Source organism: Streptomyces sp. AM6-12 (assembly GCF_044327085.1).
In the GTDB taxonomy this organism is placed as follows: Bacteria; Actinomycetota; Actinomycetes; order Streptomycetales; family Streptomycetaceae; genus Streptomyces.
Genome location: NZ_JBIQWN010000001.1, coordinates 780577 through 805253, shown reverse-complemented (window position 1 = coordinate 805253; position 24677 = coordinate 780577). Strand labels below are relative to the sequence as shown.

The 24677-nt window shown below is 71.2% G+C and carries 27 protein-coding genes; 10 read left to right on the top strand and 17 right to left on the bottom strand.

Annotation, left to right across the window (positions count from 1 at the left end):
• Positions 1–11 precede the first annotated feature (11 nt).
• Complete coding sequence (locus ACE4Q9_RS03660; protein ID WP_397987105.1) at positions 12–704, bottom strand: class F sortase; 693 nt, start codon at positions 702–704, stop codon at positions 12–14.
• Positions 705–1038: 334 nt separating this feature from the next.
• Here ACE4Q9_RS03660 and ACE4Q9_RS03655 point away from each other — a divergent pair, with 334 nt between their 5' ends.
• Positions 1039–2007 carry a hypothetical protein gene (locus ACE4Q9_RS03655; RefSeq protein WP_397982764.1) on the top strand — a complete coding sequence of 323 codons (969 nt, stop codon included), beginning with the start codon at positions 1039–1041 and terminating at the stop codon, positions 2005–2007.
• A 131-nt stretch (positions 2008–2138) separates the two neighbouring features.
• Here ACE4Q9_RS03655 and ACE4Q9_RS03650 read toward each other — a convergent pair whose 3' ends face one another.
• Both ACE4Q9_RS03650 and ACE4Q9_RS03645 read right to left on the bottom strand, forming a co-directional pair.
• On the bottom strand, positions 2139–2903 hold the full coding sequence (locus ACE4Q9_RS03650; protein WP_397982763.1) for a hypothetical protein: 765 nt from the start codon (positions 2901–2903) through the stop codon (positions 2139–2141).
• 33 nt (positions 2904–2936) lie between these two features.
• Entirely contained in the window at positions 2937–3065 is a 129-nt protein-coding gene (locus tag ACE4Q9_RS03645; protein ID WP_397982762.1) for a hypothetical protein, read from the bottom strand.
• A gap of 1058 nt (positions 3066–4123) precedes the next feature.
• Between ACE4Q9_RS03645 and ACE4Q9_RS03640 the strand changes: the two genes are divergently transcribed.
• Both ACE4Q9_RS03640 and ACE4Q9_RS03635 read left to right on the top strand, forming a co-directional pair.
• Positions 4124–4936, top strand: coding sequence for an SAM-dependent methyltransferase (locus ACE4Q9_RS03640; RefSeq protein WP_397982761.1), 813 nt, complete (start codon positions 4124–4126; stop codon positions 4934–4936).
• Positions 4933–7074: a putative bifunctional diguanylate cyclase/phosphodiesterase gene (locus ACE4Q9_RS03635; protein WP_397982760.1), complete on the top strand. Its 2142-nt coding sequence runs from the start codon at positions 4933–4935 to the stop codon at positions 7072–7074. Before ACE4Q9_RS03640 ends, ACE4Q9_RS03635 begins: the two co-directional genes overlap by 4 nt.
• A gap of 138 nt (positions 7075–7212) precedes the next feature.
• Here the strand turns inward: ACE4Q9_RS03635 and ACE4Q9_RS03630 are convergent, their stop codons facing one another.
• The gene (locus tag ACE4Q9_RS03630) at positions 7213–8097 is read right to left on the bottom strand and encodes a LysR family transcriptional regulator (RefSeq protein WP_397982759.1); all 885 of its coding nucleotides are present in this window, start codon (positions 8095–8097) and stop codon (positions 7213–7215) included.
• 120 nt (positions 8098–8217) lie between these two features.
• Between ACE4Q9_RS03630 and ACE4Q9_RS03625 the strand changes: the two genes are divergently transcribed.
• The 5 genes from ACE4Q9_RS03625 (at position 8218) to ACE4Q9_RS03605 (ending at position 13536) form a co-directional block, all read left to right on the top strand.
• Positions 8218–8889: a succinate dehydrogenase gene (locus ACE4Q9_RS03625; protein ID WP_397987104.1), complete on the top strand. Its 672-nt coding sequence runs from the start codon at positions 8218–8220 to the stop codon at positions 8887–8889.
• A 1-nt stretch (position 8890) separates the two neighbouring features.
• Positions 8891–10840, top strand: a complete 1950-nt coding sequence (locus ACE4Q9_RS03620) for a fumarate reductase/succinate dehydrogenase flavoprotein subunit (protein ID WP_397982758.1) — start codon at positions 8891–8893, stop codon at positions 10838–10840.
• Complete coding sequence (locus tag ACE4Q9_RS03615) at positions 10837–11586, top strand: succinate dehydrogenase/fumarate reductase iron-sulfur subunit (RefSeq protein WP_397982757.1); 750 nt, start codon at positions 10837–10839, stop codon at positions 11584–11586. The genes ACE4Q9_RS03620 and ACE4Q9_RS03615 overlap by 4 nt, the downstream gene beginning before the upstream one ends.
• A gap of 304 nt (positions 11587–11890) precedes the next feature.
• Positions 11891–12661 (top strand): GNAT family N-acetyltransferase, encoded by a 771-nt coding sequence (locus ACE4Q9_RS03610; RefSeq protein ID WP_397982756.1) that lies wholly within the window; start codon positions 11891–11893, stop codon positions 12659–12661.
• On the top strand, positions 12661–13536 hold the full coding sequence (locus ACE4Q9_RS03605; RefSeq protein WP_397982755.1) for a lysophospholipid acyltransferase family protein: 876 nt from the start codon (positions 12661–12663) through the stop codon (positions 13534–13536). Before ACE4Q9_RS03610 ends, ACE4Q9_RS03605 begins: the two co-directional genes overlap by 1 nt.
• 268 nt (positions 13537–13804) lie before the next feature.
• Here ACE4Q9_RS03605 and ACE4Q9_RS03600 read toward each other — a convergent pair whose 3' ends face one another.
• Together ACE4Q9_RS03600 and ACE4Q9_RS03595 are read right to left on the bottom strand one after the other, a co-directional pair.
• Positions 13805–16138: an ATP-binding cassette domain-containing protein gene (locus ACE4Q9_RS03600; protein WP_397982754.1), complete on the bottom strand. Its 2334-nt coding sequence runs from the start codon at positions 16136–16138 to the stop codon at positions 13805–13807.
• 29 nt (positions 16139–16167) lie between these two features.
• Positions 16168–16362 carry an antitoxin gene (locus ACE4Q9_RS03595; RefSeq protein WP_397982753.1) on the bottom strand — a complete coding sequence of 65 codons (195 nt, stop codon included), beginning with the start codon at positions 16360–16362 and terminating at the stop codon, positions 16168–16170.
• 671 nt (positions 16363–17033) lie between these two features.
• Between ACE4Q9_RS03595 and ACE4Q9_RS03590 the strand changes: the two genes are divergently transcribed.
• Positions 17034–17264, top strand: a complete 231-nt coding sequence (locus ACE4Q9_RS03590) for a helix-turn-helix domain-containing protein (RefSeq protein ID WP_397982752.1) — start codon at positions 17034–17036, stop codon at positions 17262–17264.
• 85 nt (positions 17265–17349) lie between these two features.
• Here ACE4Q9_RS03590 and ACE4Q9_RS03585 read toward each other — a convergent pair whose 3' ends face one another.
• The 3 genes from ACE4Q9_RS03585 to ACE4Q9_RS03575 are packed head-to-tail and all read right to left on the bottom strand — an operon-like array spanning position 17350 to position 18727.
• Positions 17350–17553 carry a DUF397 domain-containing protein gene (locus ACE4Q9_RS03585; protein WP_397982751.1) on the bottom strand — a complete coding sequence of 68 codons (204 nt, stop codon included), beginning with the start codon at positions 17551–17553 and terminating at the stop codon, positions 17350–17352.
• Positions 17554–17610: 57 nt separating this feature from the next.
• Positions 17611–18192 (bottom strand): hypothetical protein, encoded by a 582-nt coding sequence (locus ACE4Q9_RS03580; RefSeq protein WP_397982750.1) that lies wholly within the window; start codon positions 18190–18192, stop codon positions 17611–17613.
• A gap of 31 nt (positions 18193–18223) precedes the next feature.
• A complete protein-coding gene (locus ACE4Q9_RS03575) occupies positions 18224–18727 on the bottom strand; it encodes a hypothetical protein (protein WP_397982749.1) in 504 nt (167 codons plus the stop codon).
• A 196-nt stretch (positions 18728–18923) separates the two neighbouring features.
• Between ACE4Q9_RS03575 and ACE4Q9_RS03570 the strand changes: the two genes are divergently transcribed.
• On the top strand, positions 18924–20147 hold the full coding sequence (locus tag ACE4Q9_RS03570) for a helix-turn-helix transcriptional regulator (RefSeq protein WP_397982748.1): 1224 nt from the start codon (positions 18924–18926) through the stop codon (positions 20145–20147).
• Here ACE4Q9_RS03570 and ACE4Q9_RS03565 read toward each other — a convergent pair.
• From ACE4Q9_RS03565 to ACE4Q9_RS03530, 8 genes are all read right to left on the bottom strand, one after another.
• Positions 20128–20790, bottom strand: coding sequence for an HAD family hydrolase (locus ACE4Q9_RS03565; protein ID WP_397982747.1), 663 nt, complete (start codon positions 20788–20790; stop codon positions 20128–20130). The genes ACE4Q9_RS03570 and ACE4Q9_RS03565 overlap by 20 nt on opposite strands.
• 248 nt (positions 20791–21038) lie before the next feature.
• Positions 21039–21314: a hypothetical protein gene (locus tag ACE4Q9_RS03560; protein WP_397982746.1), complete on the bottom strand. Its 276-nt coding sequence runs from the start codon at positions 21312–21314 to the stop codon at positions 21039–21041.
• Positions 21314–21742 carry a hypothetical protein gene (locus ACE4Q9_RS03555; RefSeq protein ID WP_397982745.1) on the bottom strand — a complete coding sequence of 143 codons (429 nt, stop codon included), beginning with the start codon at positions 21740–21742 and terminating at the stop codon, positions 21314–21316. Before ACE4Q9_RS03555 ends, ACE4Q9_RS03560 begins: the two co-directional genes overlap by 1 nt.
• Positions 21742–22065, bottom strand: a complete 324-nt coding sequence (locus tag ACE4Q9_RS03550) for a hypothetical protein (RefSeq protein WP_397982744.1) — start codon at positions 22063–22065, stop codon at positions 21742–21744. Before ACE4Q9_RS03550 ends, ACE4Q9_RS03555 begins: the two co-directional genes overlap by 1 nt.
• 19 nt (positions 22066–22084) lie before the next feature.
• Entirely contained in the window at positions 22085–22960 is an 876-nt protein-coding gene (locus ACE4Q9_RS03545; RefSeq protein ID WP_397982743.1) for a GH25 family lysozyme, read from the bottom strand.
• A 2-nt stretch (positions 22961–22962) separates the two neighbouring features.
• Entirely contained in the window at positions 22963–23895 is a 933-nt protein-coding gene (locus ACE4Q9_RS03540) for a hypothetical protein (protein WP_397982742.1), read from the bottom strand.
• A gap of 14 nt (positions 23896–23909) precedes the next feature.
• A complete protein-coding gene (locus ACE4Q9_RS03535; protein WP_397982741.1) occupies positions 23910–24107 on the bottom strand; it encodes a hypothetical protein in 198 nt (65 codons plus the stop codon).
• An 8-nt stretch (positions 24108–24115) separates the two neighbouring features.
• Positions 24116–24670, bottom strand: a complete 555-nt coding sequence (locus ACE4Q9_RS03530; RefSeq protein WP_397982740.1) for a hypothetical protein — start codon at positions 24668–24670, stop codon at positions 24116–24118.
• Between the last annotated feature and the right edge of the window lie 7 nt (positions 24671–24677).

The following is a 24677-nucleotide window of genomic DNA, read 5'->3' as shown; positions in this document are numbered from 1 at the left end:
GCCGCGGTGGTTCAGGCGACCGCGACCAGGCGGGCGAAGACGACGACATTGCCGTCGTAGCCGTTCTGCTTGGAGAAACCGCCCCCGCAGGTGATCACCCGCAACTCCGGGGCGCCCTTCGAGCCGTACACCCGGTCGCCGGGGAACTGGGCCTTGGAGAAGACCTCGACGCCGTAGACCTCGAACACCGCGGTCCTGCCGTCCTTGCGCAGGACCTCGACGCGGTTGCCCTTCTTCAGCGCCCCGAGGCCGTAGAACACGGCGGGGCCCTGCTGGTTGTCGACATGGCCGACGATGACGGAGGTGCCCTTCTCGCCGGGGGAGACCGCGCCGGTGAACCAGCCCGCCAGATCCGGGACTTCGGGCGGCGGCGCGCTCACCGCGCCGGTCGGGTCGAGGCCCACGGGCGTGACCGGCGCGTCCACGTGGATCGCCGGGATGCGCACCCGGTCGGCCGCGGAGAACGCCAGCGGCACGGGCGCGGTGGGCAGCGGGCTCTGCGGGGCGCGGGTGTCCGGGGCCGCCGCCGAGGCGGGCTGCGGCGGCCCGACGTCGAACTCGCCCGAGCCGTTGCGGATGAGGGCCAGACCGGAGAGCAGCAGCAGCGCCATCACGCCCCAGGGGGCGCGCCGCCGCCGTCGTTCGGCGTCGTCCTCGTCCTCCTCGGCGAGCCGGGGTGGCTGGTACAGCCGGGGCGCGGACATGCGCCGTCCCCTCTCGAACCGTCGGTCGTCCGCTGCGTTGCGCATGGGAAAAAGCTAAGTCCCGCGCGCACGAGCGGCGACGGGCCGAGTGGCGAACGGGTGGCCCCGCACCCTCGTGGTGCGCCATCCGAGTTGCCGTTCCCAGGAATTTTCTGACGGTCCGTGACCTGCGGCTATATCGGATTGTCAGGTTGTCGTGCGGAGTGTCGGATCACCAGGACGGAGCATTCTCGACATGCGGGCGTGTTCCGTTCACCCGAGGGTCTTGGCTGGGAGGTGCTTTCTCGCCGATCGACCGGGGACGGGCCCCGGGGTGCCTTCCGCGGAGGATCACATGCGAAACCAACGCGCCCTGGCGGCCGCGTGCACCGCGGTGGCCGTGCTCGGGCTCGCCGCTCCCGTGGCCGTCGCGGACGGCATGGGCAACGGGGCCGGCACCACGGGAGGCACGGGCACCGGCTCGGGCACCATCGTCGGACCGGGCACCGGCGTCGGCAACTTCGGGAACGGCAATGCCGGAATCGGCGGCGTCGGAGGGAATGCCGGAATCGGTGGCGGGGGCGGCGGGGGCGGGAACCCCGGCAATGGCGGCGGGGGCGGCGGAGGCGGAAACTTCGGGAACGGAAACGGGAACGGAGGTGGAAACGGAGGCGGGAACAGAGGCGGGAACTTCGGGAACGGGAACGGCAACTTCGGGAACGGCAACGGGAATTTCAACGGAAACGGCGGCTTCAGCGGAAACGGCCGTTTCGAGGGCCACTTCAACGGCACCATCAGCGGCAACGGCCGGATCAGCGGCAACGGCAGGGGCGACGACTTCGGCAGAGGGGACGACTTCGGCCGGGGCGACGACTTCGGCCGGGGCGACGACTTCGGACCCGGCGACCACGGGCTCGGCGGCGACAACGGGCTGCGCGGCATCGTCGTCTCCCCGAGCGTGGTCGCGGCCGGGGGCCGGCTGACGGTCACCGTGCAGGGCTGCCGGCGCGGCGGCGAGATGGCCTCCCGCGCCTTCCGCACCGCCCCGCTGACGCCGCTCCGCGACGACACCGCGCGCGGCGTCGTCTACGTCAACCGCAACGCTCGCGCGGGCCGGTACGACCTCTCCGTGCGCTGCGACGCCCGCACCATCACCCGGCCCCGTGCCTTCACGGTGATCGGCGGGGTCAACGGCGGGCTCGGCGGCAGCAGGACCAGCGGCGCGACGACCGCGGACATGGCCATCGGCGGCGGTCTGGTCGGCGTGGCCCTGATCGGCTGCGGGGCCTACTGGCTGCGCCGCAGGGGCGAGCGGCGCGCCTGAACCTGAGTCCGACGGGACCCGTAGGGGAAGACCCGGACGGGAGAACCCGGAGAACGCCCGGACCGGCGGCCACTGTGCGCGGGCCGCCGGTCCGGGGCTTCACCCTCCGGGCAGTCGGCTGTCCGGACCGGTCAGCTCGTGATGCCCGGAAACAGATTCAGGAACGGTTCCGCGGTCACGGCGATGCCCCGGCTGTAGGGGGCGTCCAGGTCCCAGATCAGGAACAGCATGAAGGCGATGGTCGCGGAGAACAGCCCGGCCAGGATCAACTCCCGCATGGTGCGCCGGATCTGGAGCGCGAACACCATGCCGACGGTGATCACCGCACCGGTGAGCAGCCCCCACCACACCACCGACGGCATGGTGGCGCCCGTGGAGTCCGCGCGCGCGTTGCGCGCCTGGTCCGCGGCGGCCATCTGGTCCAGCAGCGGCTGGTACGCCTGTGCCTCGAAGTCGTTCTTCGGCTGGTAGTCGGTGACGTCCGCGCGGACCTTCTGGAGCAGCGCGGTCCCGTGGTCGGTGACACGCTCCTGGCGCGCCATCGTGGGCCACTCGGTGTGCACGACATAGCTGACATAGGAGTTGACATCGGCGCGGATGAGGTCCCGTGTCTGGGGCGGGTAGACCCGCACCCGCTCCGAGATCTCGTGCAGCGCCTGCGCCTCGGACTGCGCGTAGTTCTGGGCCGAGTCACGCGCCTCCCACACGCCCGCGATGGCCAGACCCAGGACGATCGCGTAGATGACGCCGATCCACATCGTCATGTACTCGATGACGTCCGGGGTCTCGCTGGGGTCCTCGTCCTCGGGTGCCCGCCGGTGCCGTACGAAGGTCACGAGGACCACCACGACACAGGCCCCGAGCATCCCGAGGACGAGAACAAGCCAATCCGACAACGGTTTACCTCCAGAGGTGAGCGCCCCGGCGGGTCAGCGCGGGCGCAGGGCCACGACGGCGACGATCGCGGGTACGGCGATGAGCAGGACGTAGGTGACGGGCGCGGTGTGGCCCGGTGCGGGCCGGGCGGCCGGATGCGGGTGGTACGCCGGGAAGCTCACCGGCGCCAGTGCCGGCCGCGGCGTTGGTTTCGGTTTCGGTTTCGCCACGGGCTTCGGCGCCGGTACGGGCTTCGGCGCGGGCGGGGGAGTGGGGGTGGGCGTCGGCCGGGGCGCGCGGACGGGCGGCGCGGGCTTCGGCGTGGGCCGCGGCCTGGGCGCGGGCGGCGGAGGCGGGGTCGGCGTAGGAGTGGGTGTCGGGGTGGGCGTAGGGGTCGGCGTCGGCGGCGGGGTGGGCGGGCACGTCGGCGGGGGCGGTGGTGGTGGGCAGTGCCGGTGCGGCGGCCGGTGGTGGCGCGGCGGAGCGGGCCAGTGGTGACGGCCGCCGGAGAGGGTCACCGAGACGCCCCCCGCGGCGACCGAGGCACCGTCTGCCGGGGCCCGGGGACCGTCGGCGACGCCGGCACCGGCGAACGCCTCCCGCGTACCGCCCCGGAAGGCGTAGGCGCCGCCTGCGAAGGCCGGCGTACCGCCCCCCGAGACCGACACCGAGACATCGCCCGCCGAGGCCACCGCCACCGTGCCGTCCGGCCCGGTGGAGGCGTACGCGCAGGCGTCGGCCGACGCGTGGCCGACCGGGCAGCCCGTCAGCGCGCAGGCCAGCGCCAGCAGGGCCAACACCCGTGGAGCGGGCGCGCGTCGGGTCACGTGGAGTCCATGCACCCGAAGATCATGGGTCCCGCGGAGCGGCCGGAACCCCCACTGCGGCGGTATTGGTCCGAAGGAGGGATAAAGCCGATCAGCGGTTTGACGATCGGATGAGTCCGACATGGCCGAAAAGGCACTGCCGTTCGACCCCCGCACCGCGCGACGACGCCACCGGGCCGTCAAACGCGGGACCCCTCGGGATGTCACTCGTCCCGACGGTGTGCGGTGGACCGCGGTCGACGCGATCCGCGGCCCCAAAAGGTCACCGAGCGGGGTCGGTTGGGCACTTCCCGCAGGCAGTGACCGGGAACGGATGGTCAATTTCCGGTTCAGGTCGCTCCTTTGGCGGGCGATCAGTAGCCTCAGCTCGAACACCGGATCGCCTACGTCCACATCCCCGCCTTGGAGCGATAATGGAGCGTCCCGCCTGGGCCCCACGCAGCATCGACATCTCGGTGCCGAGCGTCTCGCGCATCTACGACTACTACCTGGGCGGTTCGCACAACTTCGAGGTCGACCGGCAGGCCGCCCGCAAGGCCATGGACTTCATGCCGGGGCTGCCCAAGACGATGCAGGCCAACCGGGCCTTCCTGCGCCGGGCCGTACGCTTCGCCGGCCAGGAGGGCATTACCCAGTTCCTGGACATCGGCTCCGGCATCCCGACGTACGGCAATGTCCACGAGGTGGCCCAGGCCGCCGTCCCCGGCGCGCATGTCGTCTACGTCGACCACGATCCGGTCGCCGTCGCGCACAGCCAGGCCGTGCTCGCGGGCAACGAGAACGCGGACGTGGCCGCGGCGGATCTGCGCAAGCCGCAGGAGATCCTCGCCAGCCCCGAAGTCGAGCGGCTGATCGACCTGAACCGGCCAGTCGCCCTCCTCCTCGTTGCCATACTGCATTTCGTGGAAGACGCGGACGACCCCTACGGCGCGGTTGCCGAGCTGCGCGAGGCGCTCGCGCCCGGCAGCATGCTGATCCTCACCCACGCCTCGTACGAGGGAATTCCCGTGTCCGCGGAGCGGGCCGAGGGTGCGGTGGACGTATACAAGGACATTCGCAACCCGCTGATCATGCGCTCGCGCGACGAGGTCGCGCGGTTCTTCGAGGGGTACGACATGGTGGAACCCGGACTGGTGCCGATGCCGCTCTGGCGCCCGGAATCCGCGCCGGAGGACGAGGATCCGTTCGCCTTCGCCGGATACGCCGGCGTGGGGCGTACGGCGTGAACGCGGAACCGGACGGCCCGGAGGACAGACTGCGCCGGCTGACGACGATCTGGAGCCGGGCGCTGTACCCGGTGACCTCGACGTCGCTCACCCGTGCCGAGTTCGAGGAACAACTCCTGCCACTCGCACGCCGGTTGAGCGAACTGCTGCGGACCCGCAGCTTCGACGCGGAGGCGGCGAAGGCGGTGGGCGCCGCCCTGGTCGAGGCGCACTGCACCGATCCCGAGGCGCTCGCGCGCACCCTGGACTGCGTGGACGCCTACCTGGTGCTCTACTGCGGCGGGGACGGCCCGCAGGACGAACTGCGCATGCGTTCCTCGCGGTTGCAGCACGCGATGGCCGCGGGCTACGCGCACGCGCTGCGCCGCCGTACCCTCGCCGAGCAAGAGGCCATCGCCCAGGCCGCGTTGCGTGCCCAGGGCGTGGTGGCGCAGGCGCTGCACGCGAGCGAGGCCAGGTTCCGCGCGGTCTTCGAGGGCGCCGCCATAGGGATCGGCATCGCCGACCTGGACGGCCACATCCTCCAGGTCAACGAGGCGCTGCTGCGCATGTTCGGGCTCACCCAGCAGTCGCTGCGCGGGCGCCGGGTGCAGGACTGGACGCACCCCGACGACGCCCCGCAGACCTGGCGGCTCTACGACGAGCTGGTCCGCGGCGAGCGCGAGCACTACCACCTGGAGAAGGCCTTCAACCGGCCCGACGGCACGGTGCTGTGGACCAATCTCACGGTCTCCCTGCTGCGCGACGCCGACGGCAGCCCGCAGTACCAGCTCGCGCTCATGGAGGACACCACCGAGCGCCGGCTGCTCAACCTGCGGCTGCGGTACGAGGCGACGCACGACGCGCTCACCGGCCTGCCCAACCGCACGCTGTTCTTCGAGCGGCTGGAGAAGGTCCTCGCCGCCGGGGACGGCCAGCGCTTCGGGCTGTGCTACCTCGACCTGGACGGCTTCAAGACGATCAACGACAGCCTCGGCCACGCGGCCGGCGACCGGCTCCTGGTGGAGGTCGCCGACCGCCTCCAGTCCTGTGCGACCGCGCCCGGCGAGATGGTCGCCCGGCTCGGCGGCGACGAGTTCGTGGCGCTGACCACCGGGCCCGGCACCGAGCGCACCGTGGACGAGCTGGCCGAACGGATCATGAACGCGCTGGTCACCCCGATCAGCATCGACGGCCGGGACCTGCTGGTGCGCGGCAGCCTCGGCATCGTGGAGGGCCCGGCGGGCGAACGCACGGCCGCCGAGGTGCTGCGCAGCGCGGACATCACCATGTACCGGGCCAAGTCGGCGGGCGGCAACCGCTTCGAGCTGGCCGACCCGGAGGCGGACGCCCGCGCCATCACCCGGCACGGCCTGACCACGGCGCTGCCCGCGGCCCTGGAACGCGGCGAGTTCTTCATCGAGTACCAGCCGCTGGTGCACCTCGGCGACGGCAGTGTGCGCGGCGCCGAGGCGCTGGTGCGCTGGCTGCACCCGCAGCACGGCGTGCTCGGCCCCGACCGCTTCATCCCGCTCGCCGAGCACACCGGGCTGATCGTGCCGCTCGGCCGCTGGGTCCTGGAGGAGTCGATCCGGCAGGCCCGCGCCTGGCGGGAGCGGCACGGCGGCCAGGACGCCGGGCCGCTGCGGATCAACGTCAACCTGTCGCCGTGCCAGCTCAGCCACCCCGGTCTGGTCCAGGACACGGTGGACATCCTCGAACGCGCGGGCGTCACCCCCGACGCCCTGTGCCTGGAGGTCACCGAGTCCGCGCTCATCGGCGCCGACGACGATCTGCTCAAACCCCTGCGCAGGCTCGCCGAGATGGGCGTGGACATCGCCTTGGACGACTTCGGCACCGGCTACTCCAACCTGGCCAACCTGCGCCGCCTCCCGGTGAGCGTCCTCAAACTGGACCGCTCCTTCACCCAGGGCATGCAGCAGTTCCCCGCCGACCCCGTGGACCTGAAGATCGTCGAGGGCATCGTCACCCTCGCCCACAGCCTCGACCTCGCCGTCACCGTCGAGGGCGTGGAAACCGGCGCCCAGGCCGAACAACTCCGCGTCCTGGGCTGCGACACGGCCCAGGGCTGGTACTACGCCCGCCCCGGCCCACCGGAGCGGCTGCATGAACTGGCGTTGGCGGACGCGACGGGGTGATCGCGGGGTGTGGTGGGGCACAGCGGGGTGGGAGGGCGCAGCCCCACCAGGGCGCGGGGAGCCACGCGCCGAGCCACAGCGCCACCCGCACCCGGCGAGGGCGCTACCGGGGCAGGCGCAATCCCGCCCCGAACGCCCTCACCGCTCCAGCAGCATCCGCTGCAGCTCCCGCGCCGCCCTCGGCGGATCCACATCACTGCGGTGCGCCAGCGCGATCACCCGGTCCAACCCCGGCCGGGCGAGCGGAGTGACGCGCAACCCCAAGCCCGCCCTGGTCGCTACCATCCGGGGTACGACCGCCACCCCCAGCCCCGCCCGCACGAACCCCAGCACCGCGTCCATCTCACCCCCCTCGACCGCGAACTCCGGCTCGAACCCGGCGGAGCGGCACGCCGCGACGGTCAGTTCCCGCAGGTCGTACCCGTGCCGGAACATCACCAGGCGCTCCCGCTCCAAGTCCGCGATGTGCACGACCCGCCCGCCCCGGCCGGGCGCCGGCGCGTCCGGGGAGGAGACGACGACCAGGTCCTCGCGCAGCACCTCCCGTGTGGTCAGCGCGGGCGACGGCGACGGCAGCGGCAGCACGATCAGCGCGAGGTCCAGCGCGCCGCGGGCCAGTTCCCGCACCAGGTCGTGCGAGCCGCCCTCCTCGATCATCAGCCGGATGCCCGGGTAGCGGTCGTGGAAGGTGCGCAGCACATCCGGCAGCAGGCCCGTGCACAGGCTCGGCGTCGCACCGAGCCGCACCCGGCCGCGTCGTAGCTGCACCAGCTCCTGCACCTCCTGCCGCGCGGTGTCCGCGTCCGCGAGGATCCGTCGGGCCAGCGGCAGCAGCGCCTCGCCCGCGTCGGTGAGCGTGATGTTGCCCCGCGCGCGCAGGAACAGATCCGCGCCCAGCTCCCGCTCCAGCGCCTTGATCTGCTGCGACAGCGATGGCTGTGCCACATGCACCAGCTCGGCGGCATGGGTGAAGTGCCGGGTCTCGGCGACGGCCACGAAATACTGGAGCTGCTGGAGCTGCATACAGCAACGATAGCGCGAGCCTATGGAAACGAGCCGCACCATGTCTTGGACCGATCGGGACGTCCGGCCCTAGCGTGCTGTTCCATGGCTCTGGCAACGCGGACGGACCGACGGCCGTCCATGGCGCGCACGATGTGGGACTCCTCCGTCGGCAAGAAGACGGTGATGGCCGTCAGCGGTCTGATCATGCTGCTCTACTTGGTGGCGCACATGATCGGAAACCTGAAGATCTACTTCGGGGCGGGCGAGTTCAACCACTACGCCCACTGGCTGCGCACCATCGGCGAACCCTTCATGCACTACGAGTGGACGCTCTGGCTCATCCGGGTCGTACTCGTCGTCGCCGTGGTCGCCCACGCCACCTCCGCGTACCAGCTCAGCCGCCGCGACATCAGGGCGCGGCCCAGCAAGTACGTCCACTCCAGGCCCCGGGCGAGCTACGCCACGCGCACCATGCGCTGGGGCGGGATCATCCTCGGGCTGTTCATCGTCTGGCACATCCTGGACCTGACCACCGGCACCGTGCACTCCGGCGGCTTCCAGCCCGGCCACCCGTACCAGAACGTCGTGGACACCTTCTCCACCTGGTACGGCGACGTGATCTACATCGTCGCGATGCTCGCGCTCGGCCTGCACATCCGGCACGGCTTCTGGAGCGCCGCCCAGACCCTCGGCGTCGGCAGCCGCGCCCGCGACCGCGCCCTGAAGACCGCCGCCAACGTCCTCGCGCTGCTGCTCACGGCCGGCTTCATCGCCGTACCCGTGGGCGTCATGACCGGAGTGGTGAGCTGACATGACCGACTACCTGAACTACACGACCGGCGAACCCGTCGCCGACACCAAGGCCCCCTCCGGCCCGATCCACGAGCGCTGGGACACCCGCCGCTTCGAGGCCAAGCTGGTCAACCCCGCCAACCGGCGCAAGCACACGGTCATCGTGGTGGGCACCGGCCTCGCCGGCGGCTCCGCGGGCGCGACCCTGGCCGAACAGGGCTACCACGTCGTCCAGTTCTGCTACCATGACTCCCCGCGCCGCGCCCACTCCATCGCCGCGCAGGGCGGCATCAACGCCGCGAAGAACTACCGCAACGACGGCGACTCGGTCCACCGGCTGTTCTACGACACCGTCAAGGGCGGCGACTTCCGCGCCCGCGAGTCCAACGTCGCCCGCCTGGCACAGATCTCGGTGCAGATCATCGACCAGTGCGTGGCGCAGGGCGTGCCCTTCGCCCGCGAGTACGGCGGTCTGCTCGACACCCGCTCCTTCGGCGGCGTCCAGGTCTCCCGCACCTTCTACGCCCGCGGCCAGACGGGCCAGCAACTGCTGCTCGGCGCCTACCAGGCCCTCAGCCGGCAGATCGCCGCCGGCAACGTGGAGTTGCACTCGCGCACCGAGATGCTGGACCTGATCGTCGTGGACGGGCGGGCGCGCGGCATCGTGGCCCGCGACCTGATCACGGGGCGTATCGACACGTACTTCGCGGACGCGGTCGTACTCGCCTCCGGCGGCTACGGCAACGTCTTCTACCTGTCGACCAACGCCATGAACTCCAACGCGACCGCGATCTGGCGGGCGCACCGGCGCGGCGCCTACTTCGCCAATCCCTGCTTCACCCAGATCCACCCGACGTGCATCCCGCGCACCGGCGAGCACCAGTCCAAGCTCACCCTGATGAGCGAGTCGCTGCGCAATGACGGCCGGATCTGGGTGCCCAGGGCCAAGGGCGACGACCGCCCGCCGAACCGCATCCCCGAGGAGGAGCGCGACTACTACCTGGAGCGCATCTACCCCTCCTTCGGCAACCTGGTCCCGCGCGACATCGCCTCCCGCGCCGCGAAGAACGTCTGCGACGAGGGCAGGGGCGTCGGCCCCGGCGGCCAGGGCGTCTACCTGGACTTCGCCGACGCGATCCGGCGGATGGGCCGGGCGGCCGTGGAAGCCAAGTACGGCAACCTCTTCGACATGTACCAGCGGATCACCGACGAGGATCCGTACGAGGTGCCGATGCGCATCTACCCGGCCGTGCACTACACGATGGGCGGACTGTGGGTCGACTACGACCTCCAGACCACCGTCCCCGGCCTGTTCGCCATCGGCGAGGCCAACTTCTCCGACCACGGCGCGAACCGCCTCGGCGCCTCCGCCCTGATGCAGGGCCTCGCCGACGGCTACTTCGTGCTCCCGGCCACCATCAACGACTACCTGGCCCGCAACCCCCACCAGGACCCGGTCACCTCCGAACACCCCGTCGTACAAGAGGTGCTGGCGGAGACCGAGGACCGGCTCAACCTGCTGCTCGCCGTCGGCGGCGACCGCACTCCGGACTCCTTCCACCGCGAACTGGGCGAAGTCATGTGGGAGTTCTGCGGCATGGCCCGCACCGACGAGGGCCTGCGTAAGGCACTGGAACGCATCCCGCAGATCCGCGAGGAGTTCTGGCGCCGCATCAAGGTCCCCGGCACCGGCGAGGAGTTCAACCAGTCGCTGGAGAAGGCCAACCGCATCGTCGACTACCTGGAACTCGCCGAACTCATGTGCCTCGACGCCCTGCACCGCGCCGAGTCCTGCGGCGGCCACTTCCGCGAGGAGTCCCAGACCCCGGACGGCGAAGCCGCCCGCCGGGACGAGGAGTTCGCCTACGCGGCCGCCTGGGAGTTCGCCGGTACGGGTTCCGCTCCCGTCCTGCACAAGGAAGACCTCGTCTTCGAGTACGTCCACCCCACCCAGCGGAGCTACGCATGAAGCTCACCCTGCGCGTCTGGCGGCAGAAGAACGCCGACGCCGACGGCACGATGTCCACGTACGAGGTGGACGGCATCTCGCCCGACATGTCCTTCCTGGAGATGCTGGACGTCCTCAACGAGCAGCTCATCCTCTCCGGCGAGGACCCGGTCGCCTTCGACCACGACTGCCGCGAGGGCATCTGCGGCGCCTGCTCCCTGGTGATCAACGGCGACGCGCACGGGCCCGAGCGCACCACCACCTGCCAGCTGCACATGCGGTCCTTCGAGGACGGCGACACCATCGACATCGAGCCGTGGCGGGCCGCCGCGTTCCCGGTGATCAAGGACTTGGTGGTCGACCGGTCCGCGTTCGACCGGATCATCCAGGCCGGCGGCTACGTCACCGCGCCGACCGGGTCCGCACCCGAGGCGCATGCCACGCCGGTGCCGAAGGCCGACGCCGACTTCGCGTTCGAGCACGCCGAGTGCATCGGCTGCGGAGCCTGCGTGGCGGCGTGCCCCAACGGCGCGGCGATGCTGTTCACTTCGGCCAAGATCAACCATCTGAACGTGCTGCCGCAGGGCGCGCCCGAGCGGGAGACGCGGGTCCTCGACATGGTGGCGCAGATGGACGACGAGGGCTTCGGCGGCTGCACGCTGACCGGGGAGTGCGCCACCGCCTGCCCCAAGGGTATTCCGCTGATGTCCATCACCAGCATGAACCGGGAGTGGCTGCGGGCCACCCGGAAGGCGGGCAAGAGGTAGCCGCCGCACGGGGGCGCCGCGGCGCCGCGCCGCAGTGCCGCGCCGCGGTGGTCGCTCGCGCGGTTCCCCGCGCGCCCGCGGGGCGCTTTACAGACCGTTCGCCGGCAAAGGCGGGCGGGCGGGGCCGGGGGATGGTGCTCACCCGGCCCCGTCTCCGTTCCCGGCCGTTCAGCATCCCCACATCCGCTCTCCCGGCACCCGTCACGCGCCGGCCAACCGGCGTCGGAAGAACAGGAACGGCGGGCCGCAGACCACCGGTCCGCCGCCGCTGCCGCCGAACCGGCCCCGTGACCAGGAGAGAGCCATGACCGGCGTTCCCACCCTCGACCGTCCTCCGGGGCCCTTGGCACCCGCCCGCTACACCGTCGCGCTCGCCCGCGACGAGGACGACGTGCGGGCCGCGCAGCGGCTGCGGCACGACGTCTTCGCCGGGGAGATGGGGGCCGTACTCGCCACCCCGCGGCCGGGCCACGACATCGACGCCCTCGACGCCCACTGCGACCACCTGCTGGTCCGCGACACCGCGAGCGGACAGGCCGTCGGCACCTACCGGCTGCTGCCGCCCGAGCGGGCCGCGGCGGCCGGACGGCTGTACTCCGAGGGCGAGTTCACGATCGACGCGCTCGACCCGATCCGGTCCGGCCTGGTCGAGGTCGGCCGCTCCTGCGTGCACCCCGACCACCGCGACGGCGCGGTCATCGGCCTGATCTGGGCCGGCATAGCCCGCTACATGACCGACCGCGGCCACGAGTGGCTGGCCGGCTGCTGCTCGATACCGCTCGCCGACGGCGGCACCCTCGCCACCGCCACCTGGGACCGGGTGCGCGCCAAGCACCTGGCGCCCGAGGAGTTCCGGGTACGACCGCTCACGCCCTGGACGCCGAACCCCGGGACCCCCGCCGGGCGCACCGAACTGCCCGCCCTGCTCCGCGGCTACCTGCGCCTGGGCGCCTGGGTGTGCGGGGAGCCCGCGCACGACCCGGACTTCGGGGTCGCCGACCTGTACGTGCTGCTGTCGATGCGCCGGGTCAACCCGCGCTACCTGCGGCACTTCCTCTCCCTCGTGCCGGCCTGATGAGCGTCTGGCTGCCCACCGCTCCCTGCACCCCGGACGCCTGTGTGGAACCGGCGCCCGCCACCGTCGCCGTACCGCGGGCCGTGCTGCGGCTGGCCGCCGTGGCCGTCCTGGTGCTCGCCGGGACCGCGCTGTCCCCGTTCGGCCGGCGGATCCCGGCCGAGTGGATCGGGCGCTGGTGCCGGGCCGTCGTACGGGCCATCGGGGTGCGGGCCCGCATCACCGGCCCTGCCGCGCCGGACGGCGGGCTGCTGCTGGTCGCCAACCATGTGTCCTGGCTGGACATCCCGCTGCTGACCGCCGTACGGCCGGCCAGGATGCTCGGCAAGACCGAGATACGGCGCTGGCCGGTGGCGGGCGCGCTGGCCGCGCGGGGCGGCACGCTGTTCATTGAACGGGACCGGCTGCGCGCCCTGCCCGGCACGGTGGAGGTGGTCGCCGGCGTCCTGCGCGCCGGCTCCGCCGTGGCCGCCTTCCCGGAGGGCAGCACCTGGTGCGGGCGCGCCCACGGCCGCTTCCACCGGGCCGTCTTCCAGGCGGCGCTGGACGCGGGCGTGCCCGTGCAGCCGGTCTGCCTGCGGTACCGGCTCCAGGACGGGGGTACCGGCACCCCCGCGGCCTTCGTCGGCGAGGACACCCTGCTCGCCTCCCTGTGGCGGGTGGCCCGCACCCGCGGCCTGGTCGCCGAGGCCGAGGTGCGCCCGCTGATCCCCCCGCACACCCACCCCGACCGCCGCGCCCTCGCCACCGCGGCCCAGCCGATCACCCCCGCCCCCACCTGGACCCACGCGGCCCTGGTCAACGACCACCGCACCACCACCCGCCCCCTCGGACAGACCCCGGCGGCCCGCGAGCGGATGACCCGTGCGGGGTGACCTGTGCGGGGTGATCCCGAGGGACTGGTCGGGAGGGGATGCGCCGGAGGGGGTGATCCGGGATGACCCGGAGGGGATATCCCGGATGGGCTTATCCGTGGGGCCGTCCGTGAGGGGGATGGCCCGGACGGGTTGATCCGGTGGGGATGACCAGTAAGGGGTGATCCGGAGGGGGTGATCCCTAGGGCATGACCAGGCAGGGACCACCCGGAGGGGGCGGGCGCCCCTCAGGGCGTGGCCAGGGCGGTGATGCCCCAGGGGAGCGGCCCTAGGGCAGCATCCGGGCCAGGTACGGCGCCGTCGCGCTGCCCTCCGTGCGGGCCACCCGCTGCGGCGGTCCCGCGGCGACGATCCGGCCGCCCTGGTCGCCGCCGCCCGGTCCGAGGTCGATGACCCAGTCGGCGCCCGCGACCACCGTCATGTCGTGCTCGACCACGACGACCGTGTGCCCGGCGTCGACCAGTCCGTGCAGCCGGTCCATCAGGACCTCCACATCGGCCGGGTGCAGGCCGGTGGTCGGCTCGTCCAGCAGGTACAGGGTGTGCCCGCGGCGCCCACGCTGGAGTTCGCTCGCCAGCTTGATCCGCTGGGCCTCACCGCCGGACAGCTCGGTCGCGGGCTGGCCGAGGCGCAGATAGCCGAGGCCCACGTCGAGCAGCGTGCCCAGGCTGCGGGCGGCGGCCGGGACGTCCGCGAAGAACTCCGCCGCCGCCTCCACCGTCAGGTCCAGCACCTCGGCGATGTTCCGCCCCCGGTAGGCAACGTGGAGCGTCTCGGGGTTGTAGCGGGCGCCGCCGCAGTCCGGGCAGGGCGCGTACGTGCTCGGCAGGAACAGCAGCTCGACGCTGACGAACCCCTCGCCCTGGCAGGTCTCGCAGCGGCCCCCGGCGACATTGAAGGAGAACCGCCCGACGCCGTACCCGCGCCGGTGCGCCTCGTCGGTCGCCGCGAAGATCTTCCGTACCACGTCGAACAAACCGGTGTACGTGGCCAGGTTGGAGCGCGGGGTACGGCCGATCGGCTTCTGGTCGACCCGCACCAGCCGGTCGACGCCCGCCAGCTCCTGCGTCAACTCCCCGATCAGCGTGGATTTACCGGACCCGGAGACCCCGGTGACGGCGGTGAACGCGCCCAGCGGGAACGCGGCCGTCACCTCCCGCAGGTTGTGGCGGCTCACCGGACCGACCTTCAACCAGCCGCGCGGCTCGCGGACTTCACGCGGCGGTCCCGGCGCCTCGTCGAAGAGGAACGCGGCCGTCGCCGACTCCTCGACCGACGCCAGCTCGGCCGGCGGCCCGCTGTACAGCACCCGCCCCCCGTGCTCGCCCGCGCCCGGACCCACGTCCACCAGCCAGTCGGCACCGCGCACCACCTCCAGATGGTGCTCCACCACGAACACCGAGTTCCCCGCCGCCTTCAGCCGGGCCAGCACCCCGAGCAGCGCCTCGGTGTCCGCCGGGTGCAGTCCTGCGGACGGCTCGTCCAGCACGTACACCACGCCGAACAGTCCCGACCGCAACTGCGTTGCCAGGCGCAGCCGTTGCAGCTCGCCCGCCGAGAGGGTGGGTGTGGCGCGGTCCAGGCTCAAGTAGCCGAGGCCGAGTTCGACCACCGGCGCGATCCGGGACTTCAGATCCTCCGTGAGGACGCGGGCCGCCCCGGTGCCGCCGTCCAGCAGCCCGGCCAGGTCGGTCAGGGGCAGCGACGCCAGCTCGGCGATGGTGCGCCCGCCGAAGGTCACCGCCAGCGCCTCGGGCCGCAGCCGGCTGCCCCCGCACGCCGCGCAGGGCGCGCTGGTCAGAAAGCGCTCCGCCTTGGCGCGCAGGGTCGGCGACTTGGTGTCCGAGAACGTCTTGAGCACATACCGGCGGGCACTCATGTACGTGCCCTGGTACGGGCGTTGGATCCGGTCCGCGTCCCGCACCGGATTGACCGTGACGACCGGCTGCTCGTCCGTGAACAGGATCCACTGCCGCTGTTCGGCGGGCAGCTCGCGCCAGGGCCGGTCCACGTCGTAGCCGAGCGCGTCCAGGATGTCCCGCAGGTTCTTGCCCTGCCAGGCGCCCGGCCACGCGGCGATCGCGCCCTCGCGCACCGACAGCGAGGGATCGGGCACCAGTAACTCCTCGCTGGTGTCGTGCACCTGGCCCAGCCCGTGGCACCGCGGGCAGGCGCCCGCCGCCGTGTTCGGCGAGAACGCGTCGGAATCCAGGCGCTCCGCGCCCGGCGGATACTCCCCGGCACGTGAGAACAGCATGCGCAGGGAGTTGGAGAGGTTGGTGACCGTGCCCACCGAGGAGCGCGAGGTGGGGGCCGCCCGGCGCTGCTGGAGCGAGACCGCGGGCGGCAGCCCGGTGATCTCACCGACCTTGGGCGCGCCGACCTGGTGGATCAGCCGACGCGCGTACGGCGCGACCGACTCGAAGTATCGGCGCTGCGCCTCGGCGTAGATCGTGCCGAACGCCAGCGACGACTTCCCCGAGCCGGACACCCCGGTGAACACGGCCAGTACGTCGCGCGGGACGTCCACGTCGACGCCCTGGAGATTGTGTTCACGGGCGCCGCGGACGCGGACATAGGGATCATGGGGGCTGTGGTGCATGGAAGACACACCTTATCCGCCCCCGCCTACTAGGACCGCGGAGGGTTGCCCGGGTCCTGCCGGGTGCCGAACTCGTCCCGCGCCTTGTCCTGGGCGGTGTCGACCTGCTTCTGGTACTTGTTGCCGGTGCGCTGGTCGATGTAGTCGCCGCCCTTGCCGATGCCCTTGTCGGCCTGGCTTTCGTGGCCCTTGATCATGCCCTTGAGCTTGTCCATGAAGGACATGGCGGTCCTCCTCCTCGCTTGCGTCCTTGCCCTCTCAGGGTCACCGGCGCGGGCCCGGCTCGCATCTCGGGGGTACCAGGGGGTTTCCGTTCCGCTGGTGTCCCTGATGGCCCCTTTCGGCTAGTTGACTGTAGTTGGCTGTAGCTGATCTTAGGTGACCCTGGCTGGCAAGATCCGTCTCCCATCCGTCTCCCATGGGAGACGGGGGCCAAAAAGCGGATGACCCTCGGTGCGTCGGGCACCGAGGGTCATCCCTGTGGAACCGGAGCGGGGGTTGGCCACCCAGGGAGGCGGGCAAGACCCCCGCTCCGGTTCAGCCTGTGTAACGCGCCAGTTGTGCTCATGTCACGGTCGGCGGTGTCACTCATTCGAGCGAGTTTCGTTGCGCTTCGGTCGGGAACGGTCGGTTTCCGCCCGCCCGTCGCCGAGGGGGTGCTCGCGATAGGCGGACGGTCCGACCGCGGCACGGGCGAAACCGTGCCGGGCCTCAGTGCGCAGGATGTCGCCGCGCATTCGAACGCATGTGCGATCTGGCATATGCCTATCCCAGCACACAGAGGTGTGTTCCCGCTACACCTTGTGCTGCGCCAACCTGCTCGTACCCGTTACTCATCGAGATTTACCACCGGGTGGTAAAGACATTCAGCGAAGATCATCTAAGGGTGGGGCGGGTGCAAGACCCCCTCCCCGACTGGGTGCCCCGCCGCCGGCAACAGATCGGCGCCCAGATCCGCGAGGCCCGGCGTCGCGCGCGCCTCTCGCAGATGCAGCTCGGGGAGCGCGTCGGCTGCGACCACAAGACCATCAGCCGGTGGGAGAACGGTCACCATCCCCCCGACCTCAACGATTTGCTGCTCATCGCCGACGCTCTCGACGTCCCCCTCGCCGACCTCGTCCGCTGAGGGGCGAGGCCCGGCCTGACCTGCGGCAGACATTTAGCAGCCCCGACCGAACCGGCGCCGGTCGGGGCCACAGCGCGGGGCGGGATCAGATGTCGAACTCGCCAGCCTTGACGCCCTGGACGAACGCGGTCCACTCGGCGGGGGTGTAGCGGTGGATCGGGCCGGACGGGTTCTTGGAGTCTCGGACGGCTCGGCCGCCGTTGGCGGTGACGGCGACCTCGACGCACGCGTTCTGCACGGAGTAGCTGGACTTGACCCAGGCAAGGGTCTCGTTGTTCTCGTTCTGCACGGTGATGCCTTTCGGGTTATAGCTACCGGCGCAGGTAGCGCCGGCGTCGGTGGGGTGCTACCGGACCACGGTGACGTGACGCAGCTCGCGGACGGCCTGGCGGGCGACGACGTACGCGAGGTCCGGGGAGTCGTATGCGACCAGGGCGTCAGGGTCCGGAGCGCCGGGCTCATCAGGCCGGGGGTAGAGCGTGCCGCGGACCCCGATCAGTTCCGCCTCTCGCACGCGGAGAGTGATGTGGCCATCGCGCAGGACCGGGCAGGCGCGCGGGGCCAGCTCGGCGCAGGCCGCGCACATGGGCGGGATGGCTGAACGGACGTCCTCCCAGCAGGTACCGGCCGGTGCGCCGAGGCGAGGGATGAGCCACAGCACCCCTTGCTCGTCCCGATCGGCGGCCCTGCGGCAGCCGGCGCACAGCAGACTCTCCATTGCCTCGCGTTGCCGGGCCGGGTGGAGTTCAGCGGTGTAGGCGGGTGGGCCGGTCGGGGTGCCCTCGCGTACCTCCCAGAGCACGCCGTCGAGGTCGCGGCAGGCCGTGTCCAGAACGGGGTCGGTGTAGGTGACGCCGTGCGGGCTGACGGTCACGGGGATGGGTGGCCCGAGTTCGCCGGTGCGGGGCAGCACGTAGGGCATCGTCACCAGGCACCCCGGCGCGTGCAGCGGGCGGTGATCATCGGCGTGCCTCCCGTACCGCGCGCACGAGGCTGTGGCCGGTGGGGCACTGGGTGTGGTCGTCTACGCACTGCTCGCATGACTGGCTATGTTCCAGGAGTGCTCGCATCGCCTCCTGCTCCTCCCCGATCCGGGGGCCGAAGGCATCCGTGATCGCTGCGGCGAGCGCGTCCGGGTCGGTGATCCAGCCGTCGTCGCCGGGGCAGATCCGCCAGTGCGGACCGGGGCCCTCTGTGCGGCGCGCCGGGGGGATGGCGAGCGTCGCACCGCGCCCGAGTGCCGTTGTGTTCTCGACGTCCCACTTGTCGGCGGTTCCGGTCGGGACGAAGTAGTAGACGACGCCGGATGACCTGAGGGGGTCTTCGATGGCGGCGCCGCAGCGGGGGCCGAGGATGGCGAGTGCGGCGAGGCCGACGCTGCGGGGTACGCGGATGGCGTCCCAGTCGTGTCCGGCGTCGTGCAGAGTTGCTCCTGCGGCGGACGGTAGTCGGGGGCTCGACATCGGGTTTCTCCTCGGCGGCCATGCGTGGTGGGGTGCGAACCACACTGGACCTGATGGCGCGTCAAACCGAGGGCTTGCAGCGGACTCTTCGCGGACGGGAAGAGGACTTTCCTTACGCCGACTGGGCGACCGTTGCCCAACGGCAGGGCCTGCACGCACACTTAGGCGGGAGAGGCCCGGACCGTGGAGGTGCAGTGTGGCCACGACAGGAAACACCAGGCTCAAGGCGGCCCGCATCGCCGCAGGTTACAAGTCCCAGCAGGCGCTAGCCGACGCGCTAGGTGTCGGCGTCCGCCAGGTGCGCCGCTGGGAGTCTGCCACCCCGCCGTGGCCGCACGCCGACCAAGAGCAGGCCCTTACTCGACTTCTCGGGCAGGACATGGAAGCCCTCGGGTTCACCCCGCAGGCTGGCACGCACATCGACCGTGGCCGCCGCACGGTACTGGCTGCTGGAGCTGTCGCGGTAGGGCTCACCACCATCCCCACCCAGGCTGTCGCTGTGCAGCCGGCGACGGCGGCCGACGACTATGAGGCGGTCACCCGCTCCCACCGGCGCCTGTACTGGTCCGTCGCCCCGGCCACCCTCCACCCCGCGGCGGTCGCGCACGCCACCCTGGGTTGCGCGCTGCTCCCCGAGGCCGCGGGACAGACGCGCGCGCGGATCGCCGCGGCGCTCGCCGAGACCCTCCTCCTCGCCGGGCGGATCGAGTTCTTCGACATGCGCGAGTCCGACCGCGCCAGCAGCACCCTGCTCCGCGCGCTCCAGGCCGCCAGCGAGGCCGACGACGCGCTCCTCGGCGCCGCGGTGCTGGCGCACACCGCGTTCATTCCGGCGTGGGTGGGTGAGCGGGATGCGGCGGTGGAGCGGATGACGGCCGCGCGGACCTACGCCCGGCGCGGGGCGGCGTCGGCGGAGCTGCTGGCGTGGCTGGACGCTGTGGAAGCGGAGTGCGAGACCCGCTGCGGCAACACGAGGACTGCGCTGCATCTGATCGGGCACGCCGAGGACGTCCTCGCGCGTGGCAGCGAACACGACAGCCCCGAGTGGCTGGACTGGTTCTCGTCCGTGCGCCTGGCGGCGTTCAAGGGCAACACTCAGCTGAAGGCCGGGCATCTTCCGCAGGCCCGGACCACGCTCCTCGGGGTCCTCGACGCGCTCGGCCCGTCGGAGGAGAAGCAGACCACCGTCGTCCTCGGCGACCTCGCTGCCGTCGAGGCCGCGGCCGGGGCCCCAGAGGCAGCCTGCGGGTACGCGGTCCGCGCGCTCGACCAGCTGGAGCGGACCTGGTACGCGATGGGCATGGACCGGGTGCGGGAGGTGCGGCGCGCGTTGGCGCCGCACCAGCACGAGCGCTGCGTCCGTGACCTGGACGACCGACTGTACGGGTGGTCTACGACGGTCAGCGCGCTTGCTCGTTGAACTGGCTGATCAGCCCAGACAGTTCGAGGAGGCTCTCGACCCTGAAGGTCGGGAGCTTCTCCGCTTCTTCGCTGTTCCACTGGATCGTCGCCCACGGCCCGCGGCGCACGAGCGCGGTGTGCATGCCTGCGGCGGCAGCCGGACGGATGTCGTTGTCGATGCGGTCACCGACGTACAGCATCTCGTCCACCTCAGCTGGGACAACCTCGGCGACCCGGTCAAAGAACGCCCGGTCGGGCTTGCTGGCTCCCCAGTCGTCCGACGTGCCGATCAGGTCCACGTCGCCTGAGAACAACTCGCGCAAGACGCCGCCGGCGCGGACGGTCTGGTTCCCGGCGATGCCGAGCCACAGGCCATCTGCGCGGAGCGCGGCGAGGGTGTCACGGACATCGGGGTACAGGTCCGTCTCGCCGAAGTGCTCCGGCTTCCCGGCCGCGGCTCGCTTCTCGCGTTCGCCGTACAGGTCGAAGCCGGGCCGGAACTCCTGGAACACCTCGCGGTAGTCGCGGCCTTGGGCGATGACGGCGCCGAACATCGCGGCGAAGGTGTGACGGGGTACGCCGAGCCAGTCTGCCCAGGTGCCGTACTCGGTGGTCTCGTCTACGAGGCACTCGCCGACGTCGAAGATCACAGCGCGAATCATGGGAGTAGGCTACGGCGTCGCGGATACGCTGGTGGCATGTCCCCCAACCCTGCTCCCTCAGGCGCCCTGCGGTCTGCTGCTGAGATCAACGAGCAGATCCGGGCCCTGTGGTCGCACCCGGCTGTGCCTCTGTCGCGGGAGCAGCGGGCGGAGTACGAGCGGCTGTGTGATGAGCTCGCGCGGGTGAGCCGCGAACAGACGGCTGCATGAGGCACGGCTCCGCCCGCTGCACGCGGGCGGACCCGTGGTCACCTGCGCCAGGGCGTCAGATCCATCTCCGCCGGCGGCTCCGGAGGCGGCCCGGCCTGAGTATCCGGCTCCACACGCTGCGCCCACCGCAACAGGTCCAGCACGAACGACGTCAGCAACTTCCTCTGCGCCCGCTCGTCCTTCAACTCCTGATCCAGCCGCTCCGTGATCGCCGTGAAATCCGACCGCTTGTTCGTCGCCCGAGTCTGCGTCCACGCCAACACGCCGACAACCAGACCCGACGCCCCGCCCACCAGCGCCCCAACATCGACCATCAGCGGACTCTCTTTCTCAGGTGCGGCGGCAACGGATCATCCATACCGCTCACAAGCACAACGCCGACGGTGAATGCCCCCCACCCACAAGCCGACCCAACCCCCTGCGGATACGACGTCGCCGCCGCAGCCGCAAACACCCCCGCCCACACGCCGGCCGGAACACCAAGTGAAGCGAAGCCCAACGCCTGCATGCGCGGATAGCCAACGACCAGCCCAGCGAAAACCGCCACAAGACCGAAAGCGACCCACATCCAGCCGAGAGCGTCCAGCGGAACATACTTGGTGACGCCGGCCAGTCCGCGCGCGGTGCCGTAGCGGGGCTGGCCCACGATCCCGAGGCCGCCGTACAACGTCCAGCCGATACCGACGACGACGAGGAAGGCGCGGCGGTGGGAGAACGCCGGTCGCGCCGCCGCGCCCCACATCAGGCTGCCTGCCCGGACGCGGGCGCGGGTGCGCCCCCAGTGGACGTGGCTCGTTCGATGCCGGGTGCGATCCCGGACGGCCGCCACAGGGTGTGGTAGGTCGCGCCGATGATGATGACCGCGAGGAGGATGCAGGACACGATGGTCCGGCCGTGGAAGGAGTCGTTGAAGTAGGCGGTTCCGAGACCGTCCAAGGCGGCGACGAGCAGCATGAACAGGCCCTTGACCGCGCCCGACCAGCGAGGCTGGTTCACGATGGCGATGACGGGCGGCAGGAGAACGGCGAGGGCCGCGGCCCAGAGTTCCGGGTTCGACAGAGGCATGATGTGCTTCCTTTTAGGGTCAGGTGGTGACGGTGAAGCCGTGCTTGTCGCCGAGCTTCGACAGGCTGGTCTTGCCGGGGATGCCGTCGGCGGCCGACCCCGAGTAGCCGAGCGCGCGCTGCCAGCGCGCGTAGGCGTTGACGGTGAGCGACCCGAAACTGCCGTCCACGTACTGCGCCGCGAGGAGCTTCTCGGCCTGGAGGGCGCGCTCCACAACCAGCACCTCAGCCTTGAAGGTGGTGTGGCCCTGCGACGCGCTCGGGTCCCGCTTCGCCGCGGCGACCACATGCGCGAGCGACACCTTCGGCTTGGCCGGAGGCTTCGGCGCCGTCGGGTTCGCCCATGCCTTCAGATCCGCCACAGTGGCGAAGGACGCTACGTCTTGGTCGACGGGGTTGGAGCTGTACTGGTGGAACAGCCACTTCGCCTTGATGCGGGGCTTGCCCGCGGCGACATAGTCGGCGATCCACAGGCCGTCTCCGGCGTTGGAGTCGGTGTCTACGGTCGTCCACACGCTGCGGTCGCAGTACATGATGACGCGGTGGCCGGGCGCCTTGGCCTTCACGTGGGCGAGCCACGCCGTCTTATAGGCGCGGGCCTGCTGGTCGGTGACGTTCTGTCCGTACCACTCCCAGTCCAGCGCGAGGACGTCGCCCGGCGCGAGCTTGATCTGGGACAGGAAGTAGTCGGCCTCGGCGGTCGCCGAGTTCGCGATGTGCGGGTAGTGGTAGAAGATCGTCACCAGCCCGGCAGTGCGGGCCGTGGCCCGCTGCCCGGCCCAGTGCGGGTTCACGTACGACAGGCCCTCGGTGACCTTGATCCCGACGAACGACAGACCGGCGGTCGAGTAGTCGGTGGCCTGGTACGACGAGACATCGATGCCCTTGATGGTCATGGTCAGTTTCCGCTCACGTGGTTGTCGTGCGCCCACGCCTGCATCAGATCCAGCGCCTGAACCAGGCGAGGATCCGGAGTAGAAGTGGGCGCCGGAGGAGGGGACGGCACCGGAGTCGGCGTCGGCTGCGGGACGACGGCGGGGAACGGCTTGCCGGTGATGGCCTGGTAGTCCGCGGCGAGCGCGTTCAGGTCGACGCCCTGGAGGAATGCTGGGTGGCTGAGGTGCTCGGGCCAGACGACGACCCACGCCTCCTCGACCTTGTGGCTCCAGTACTTGTCCGTGAACGAGGTCTCCTGCGCCCAGGTGATGAACCGCTCGTCACCGCCCAGCGGGCCGGAGCCTGGCGTGCCGTAGCCGCCGGTGATGACGGAGTGCCCGCCGTCGTCCGCCGACCGGGCGACGTAGTCCCACGGGCGCCCGGCGTTGAACTGGGTCATGTTGGCGTCCTGGACGGTGATGCCCGTCCACACGTATCCGAAGATCGCGACGGCCGCCTTGACCTCTTCGGTGTTGGCCGGGTCGACCTTGGCGAACGCCACGGCCTTGGTGCCGTCGGGGCCGCCGTGCTTGACGAGGTACTCCAGCAGCGTCTGGATGTCCATGCCGCCGTCGGCCGAAGATCCGGGCCCATTGCTGGACTCGTCCCCGTTGGGGTCGAAGTCCGGGTTCTGAGTGCGGTAGACGGCCCACACCTCGTCCTGCGACGGGTAGTTCTCGACGCCGGCCACCGAGGTGACCAGGCGCCGGACGTTCGCCCACGTCACCGCGACGCAGTCCCCGGCGCGGTCGTTGCCGAGCATCTCCCAGCCAGCGGCGCCGAGGTGGTCGATGGACACGGGGTGGGCGGGTATCTGGCCGGTGAAGATCCGGCAGAAACGGATTGCCGGGGCGCGCTTCGGGGAGCGGCGGCCGTACTTGGGGGTGGTGCTCATGTGCCCTCCAGGGCCTAGACGTTGGTGACGACCTGCTCGAACTTCTGCGCCCCCGTGGAGACGATCCCCGGCGCGCCGGCCAGCAGGGTCCGGACGGCGGCCACCACGTCGAGCTCGGCGACGACCTGCGCGTCCTGGTTGATCGCGCTGATCTGCACGTTGACGATGCCCTCGCCGTTGCTGTTTCGTCCGGTGACTACGTACTGAGCCATGTGTGCTCCTATGCGATGCGCTGGGCTTTGAGCCAGCTGTCGGTGAAGATGGTGGTGTTGGTGGCGGTGGAGGCTGCCTGTGCCCAGGCGAGGCCCCATGTGCCGCCTGTCGGCCCGAAGCGGCATGTGCCCTGGAGCAGGATCGACTCGGGGTTGCCGACGTTCAGGCCGCCGAAGGTGCGGGTGGCGGTGATGTCCGTGTATTCGACGCGGACTGTGTAGCCCCACGTGCTGACCGCGTTCTGTTGGGTCGCGTTACCGCTGGTTCCGGAGATCACCGTGGTGCCGGTGCCGTACCCGGTCCACTTCCCCTTCGTCCCCGACGGCGTGGTGAAGCCGATGAGGATGTCAGCCGCGATGTCGGAGTCGTAGGCGAGCCAACCCTCGAACACGTACACCGAGTTGGCCTCGGCCGTGAACTGGATGTGCGGGTCCAAGGCCAGCGTCGTCGTGGCCTGCACCGACGTGTCGGCCGTCTTCCGGGCGACCTGCGGCTGCATGCTCCGCAGCAGGCTCGCGGTGAGCCGCTGACCAGCTACGAGAGTCGGGTATGCCTCGGGCACTGCGGCC

Excerpts from the sequence above, each read along its gene's own strand:
- ACE4Q9_RS03605 (WP_397982755.1), top strand. The coding sequence starts at position 12,661 with ATGAGCGTCTGGCTGCCCACCGCTCCCTGCACCCCGGACGCCTGTGTG.
- ACE4Q9_RS03660 (WP_397987105.1), bottom strand. The coding sequence starts at position 704 with ATGTCCGCGCCCCGGCTGTACCAGCCACCCCGGCTCGCCGAGGAGGAC.
- ACE4Q9_RS03550 (WP_397982744.1), bottom strand. The coding sequence starts at position 22,065 with ATGCCTCTGTCGAACCCGGAACTCTGGGCCGCGGCCCTCGCCGTTCTC.
- ACE4Q9_RS03655 (WP_397982764.1), top strand. The coding sequence starts at position 1,039 with ATGCGAAACCAACGCGCCCTGGCGGCCGCGTGCACCGCGGTGGCCGTG.
- ACE4Q9_RS03545 (WP_397982743.1), bottom strand. The coding sequence starts at position 22,960 with ATGACCATCAAGGGCATCGATGTCTCGTCGTACCAGGCCACCGACTAC.
- ACE4Q9_RS03630 (WP_397982759.1), bottom strand. The coding sequence starts at position 8,097 with ATGCAGCTCCAGCAGCTCCAGTATTTCGTGGCCGTCGCCGAGACCCGG.
- ACE4Q9_RS03540 (WP_397982742.1), bottom strand. The coding sequence starts at position 23,895 with ATGAGCACCACCCCCAAGTACGGCCGCCGCTCCCCGAAGCGCGCCCCG.
- ACE4Q9_RS03565 (WP_397982747.1), bottom strand. The coding sequence starts at position 20,790 with ATGATTCGCGCTGTGATCTTCGACGTCGGCGAGTGCCTCGTAGACGAG.
- ACE4Q9_RS03610 (WP_397982756.1), top strand. The coding sequence starts at position 11,891 with ATGACCGGCGTTCCCACCCTCGACCGTCCTCCGGGGCCCTTGGCACCC.
- ACE4Q9_RS03640 (WP_397982761.1), top strand. The coding sequence starts at position 4,124 with ATGGAGCGTCCCGCCTGGGCCCCACGCAGCATCGACATCTCGGTGCCG.
- ACE4Q9_RS03535 (WP_397982741.1), bottom strand. The coding sequence starts at position 24,107 with ATGGCTCAGTACGTAGTCACCGGACGAAACAGCAACGGCGAGGGCATC.
- ACE4Q9_RS03575 (WP_397982749.1), bottom strand. The coding sequence starts at position 18,727 with ATGTCGAGCCCCCGACTACCGTCCGCCGCAGGAGCAACTCTGCACGAC.
- ACE4Q9_RS03620 (WP_397982758.1), top strand. The coding sequence starts at position 8,891 with ATGACCGACTACCTGAACTACACGACCGGCGAACCCGTCGCCGACACC.
- ACE4Q9_RS03625 (WP_397987104.1), top strand. The coding sequence starts at position 8,218 with ATGGCGCGCACGATGTGGGACTCCTCCGTCGGCAAGAAGACGGTGATG.
- ACE4Q9_RS03615 (WP_397982757.1), top strand. The coding sequence starts at position 10,837 with ATGAAGCTCACCCTGCGCGTCTGGCGGCAGAAGAACGCCGACGCCGAC.
- ACE4Q9_RS03600 (WP_397982754.1), bottom strand. The coding sequence starts at position 16,138 with ATGCACCACAGCCCCCATGATCCCTATGTCCGCGTCCGCGGCGCCCGT.
- ACE4Q9_RS03555 (WP_397982745.1), bottom strand. The coding sequence starts at position 21,742 with ATGTGGGGCGCGGCGGCGCGACCGGCGTTCTCCCACCGCCGCGCCTTC.
- ACE4Q9_RS03595 (WP_397982753.1), bottom strand. The coding sequence starts at position 16,362 with ATGTCCTTCATGGACAAGCTCAAGGGCATGATCAAGGGCCACGAAAGC.
- ACE4Q9_RS03560 (WP_397982746.1), bottom strand. The coding sequence starts at position 21,314 with ATGGTCGATGTTGGGGCGCTGGTGGGCGGGGCGTCGGGTCTGGTTGTC.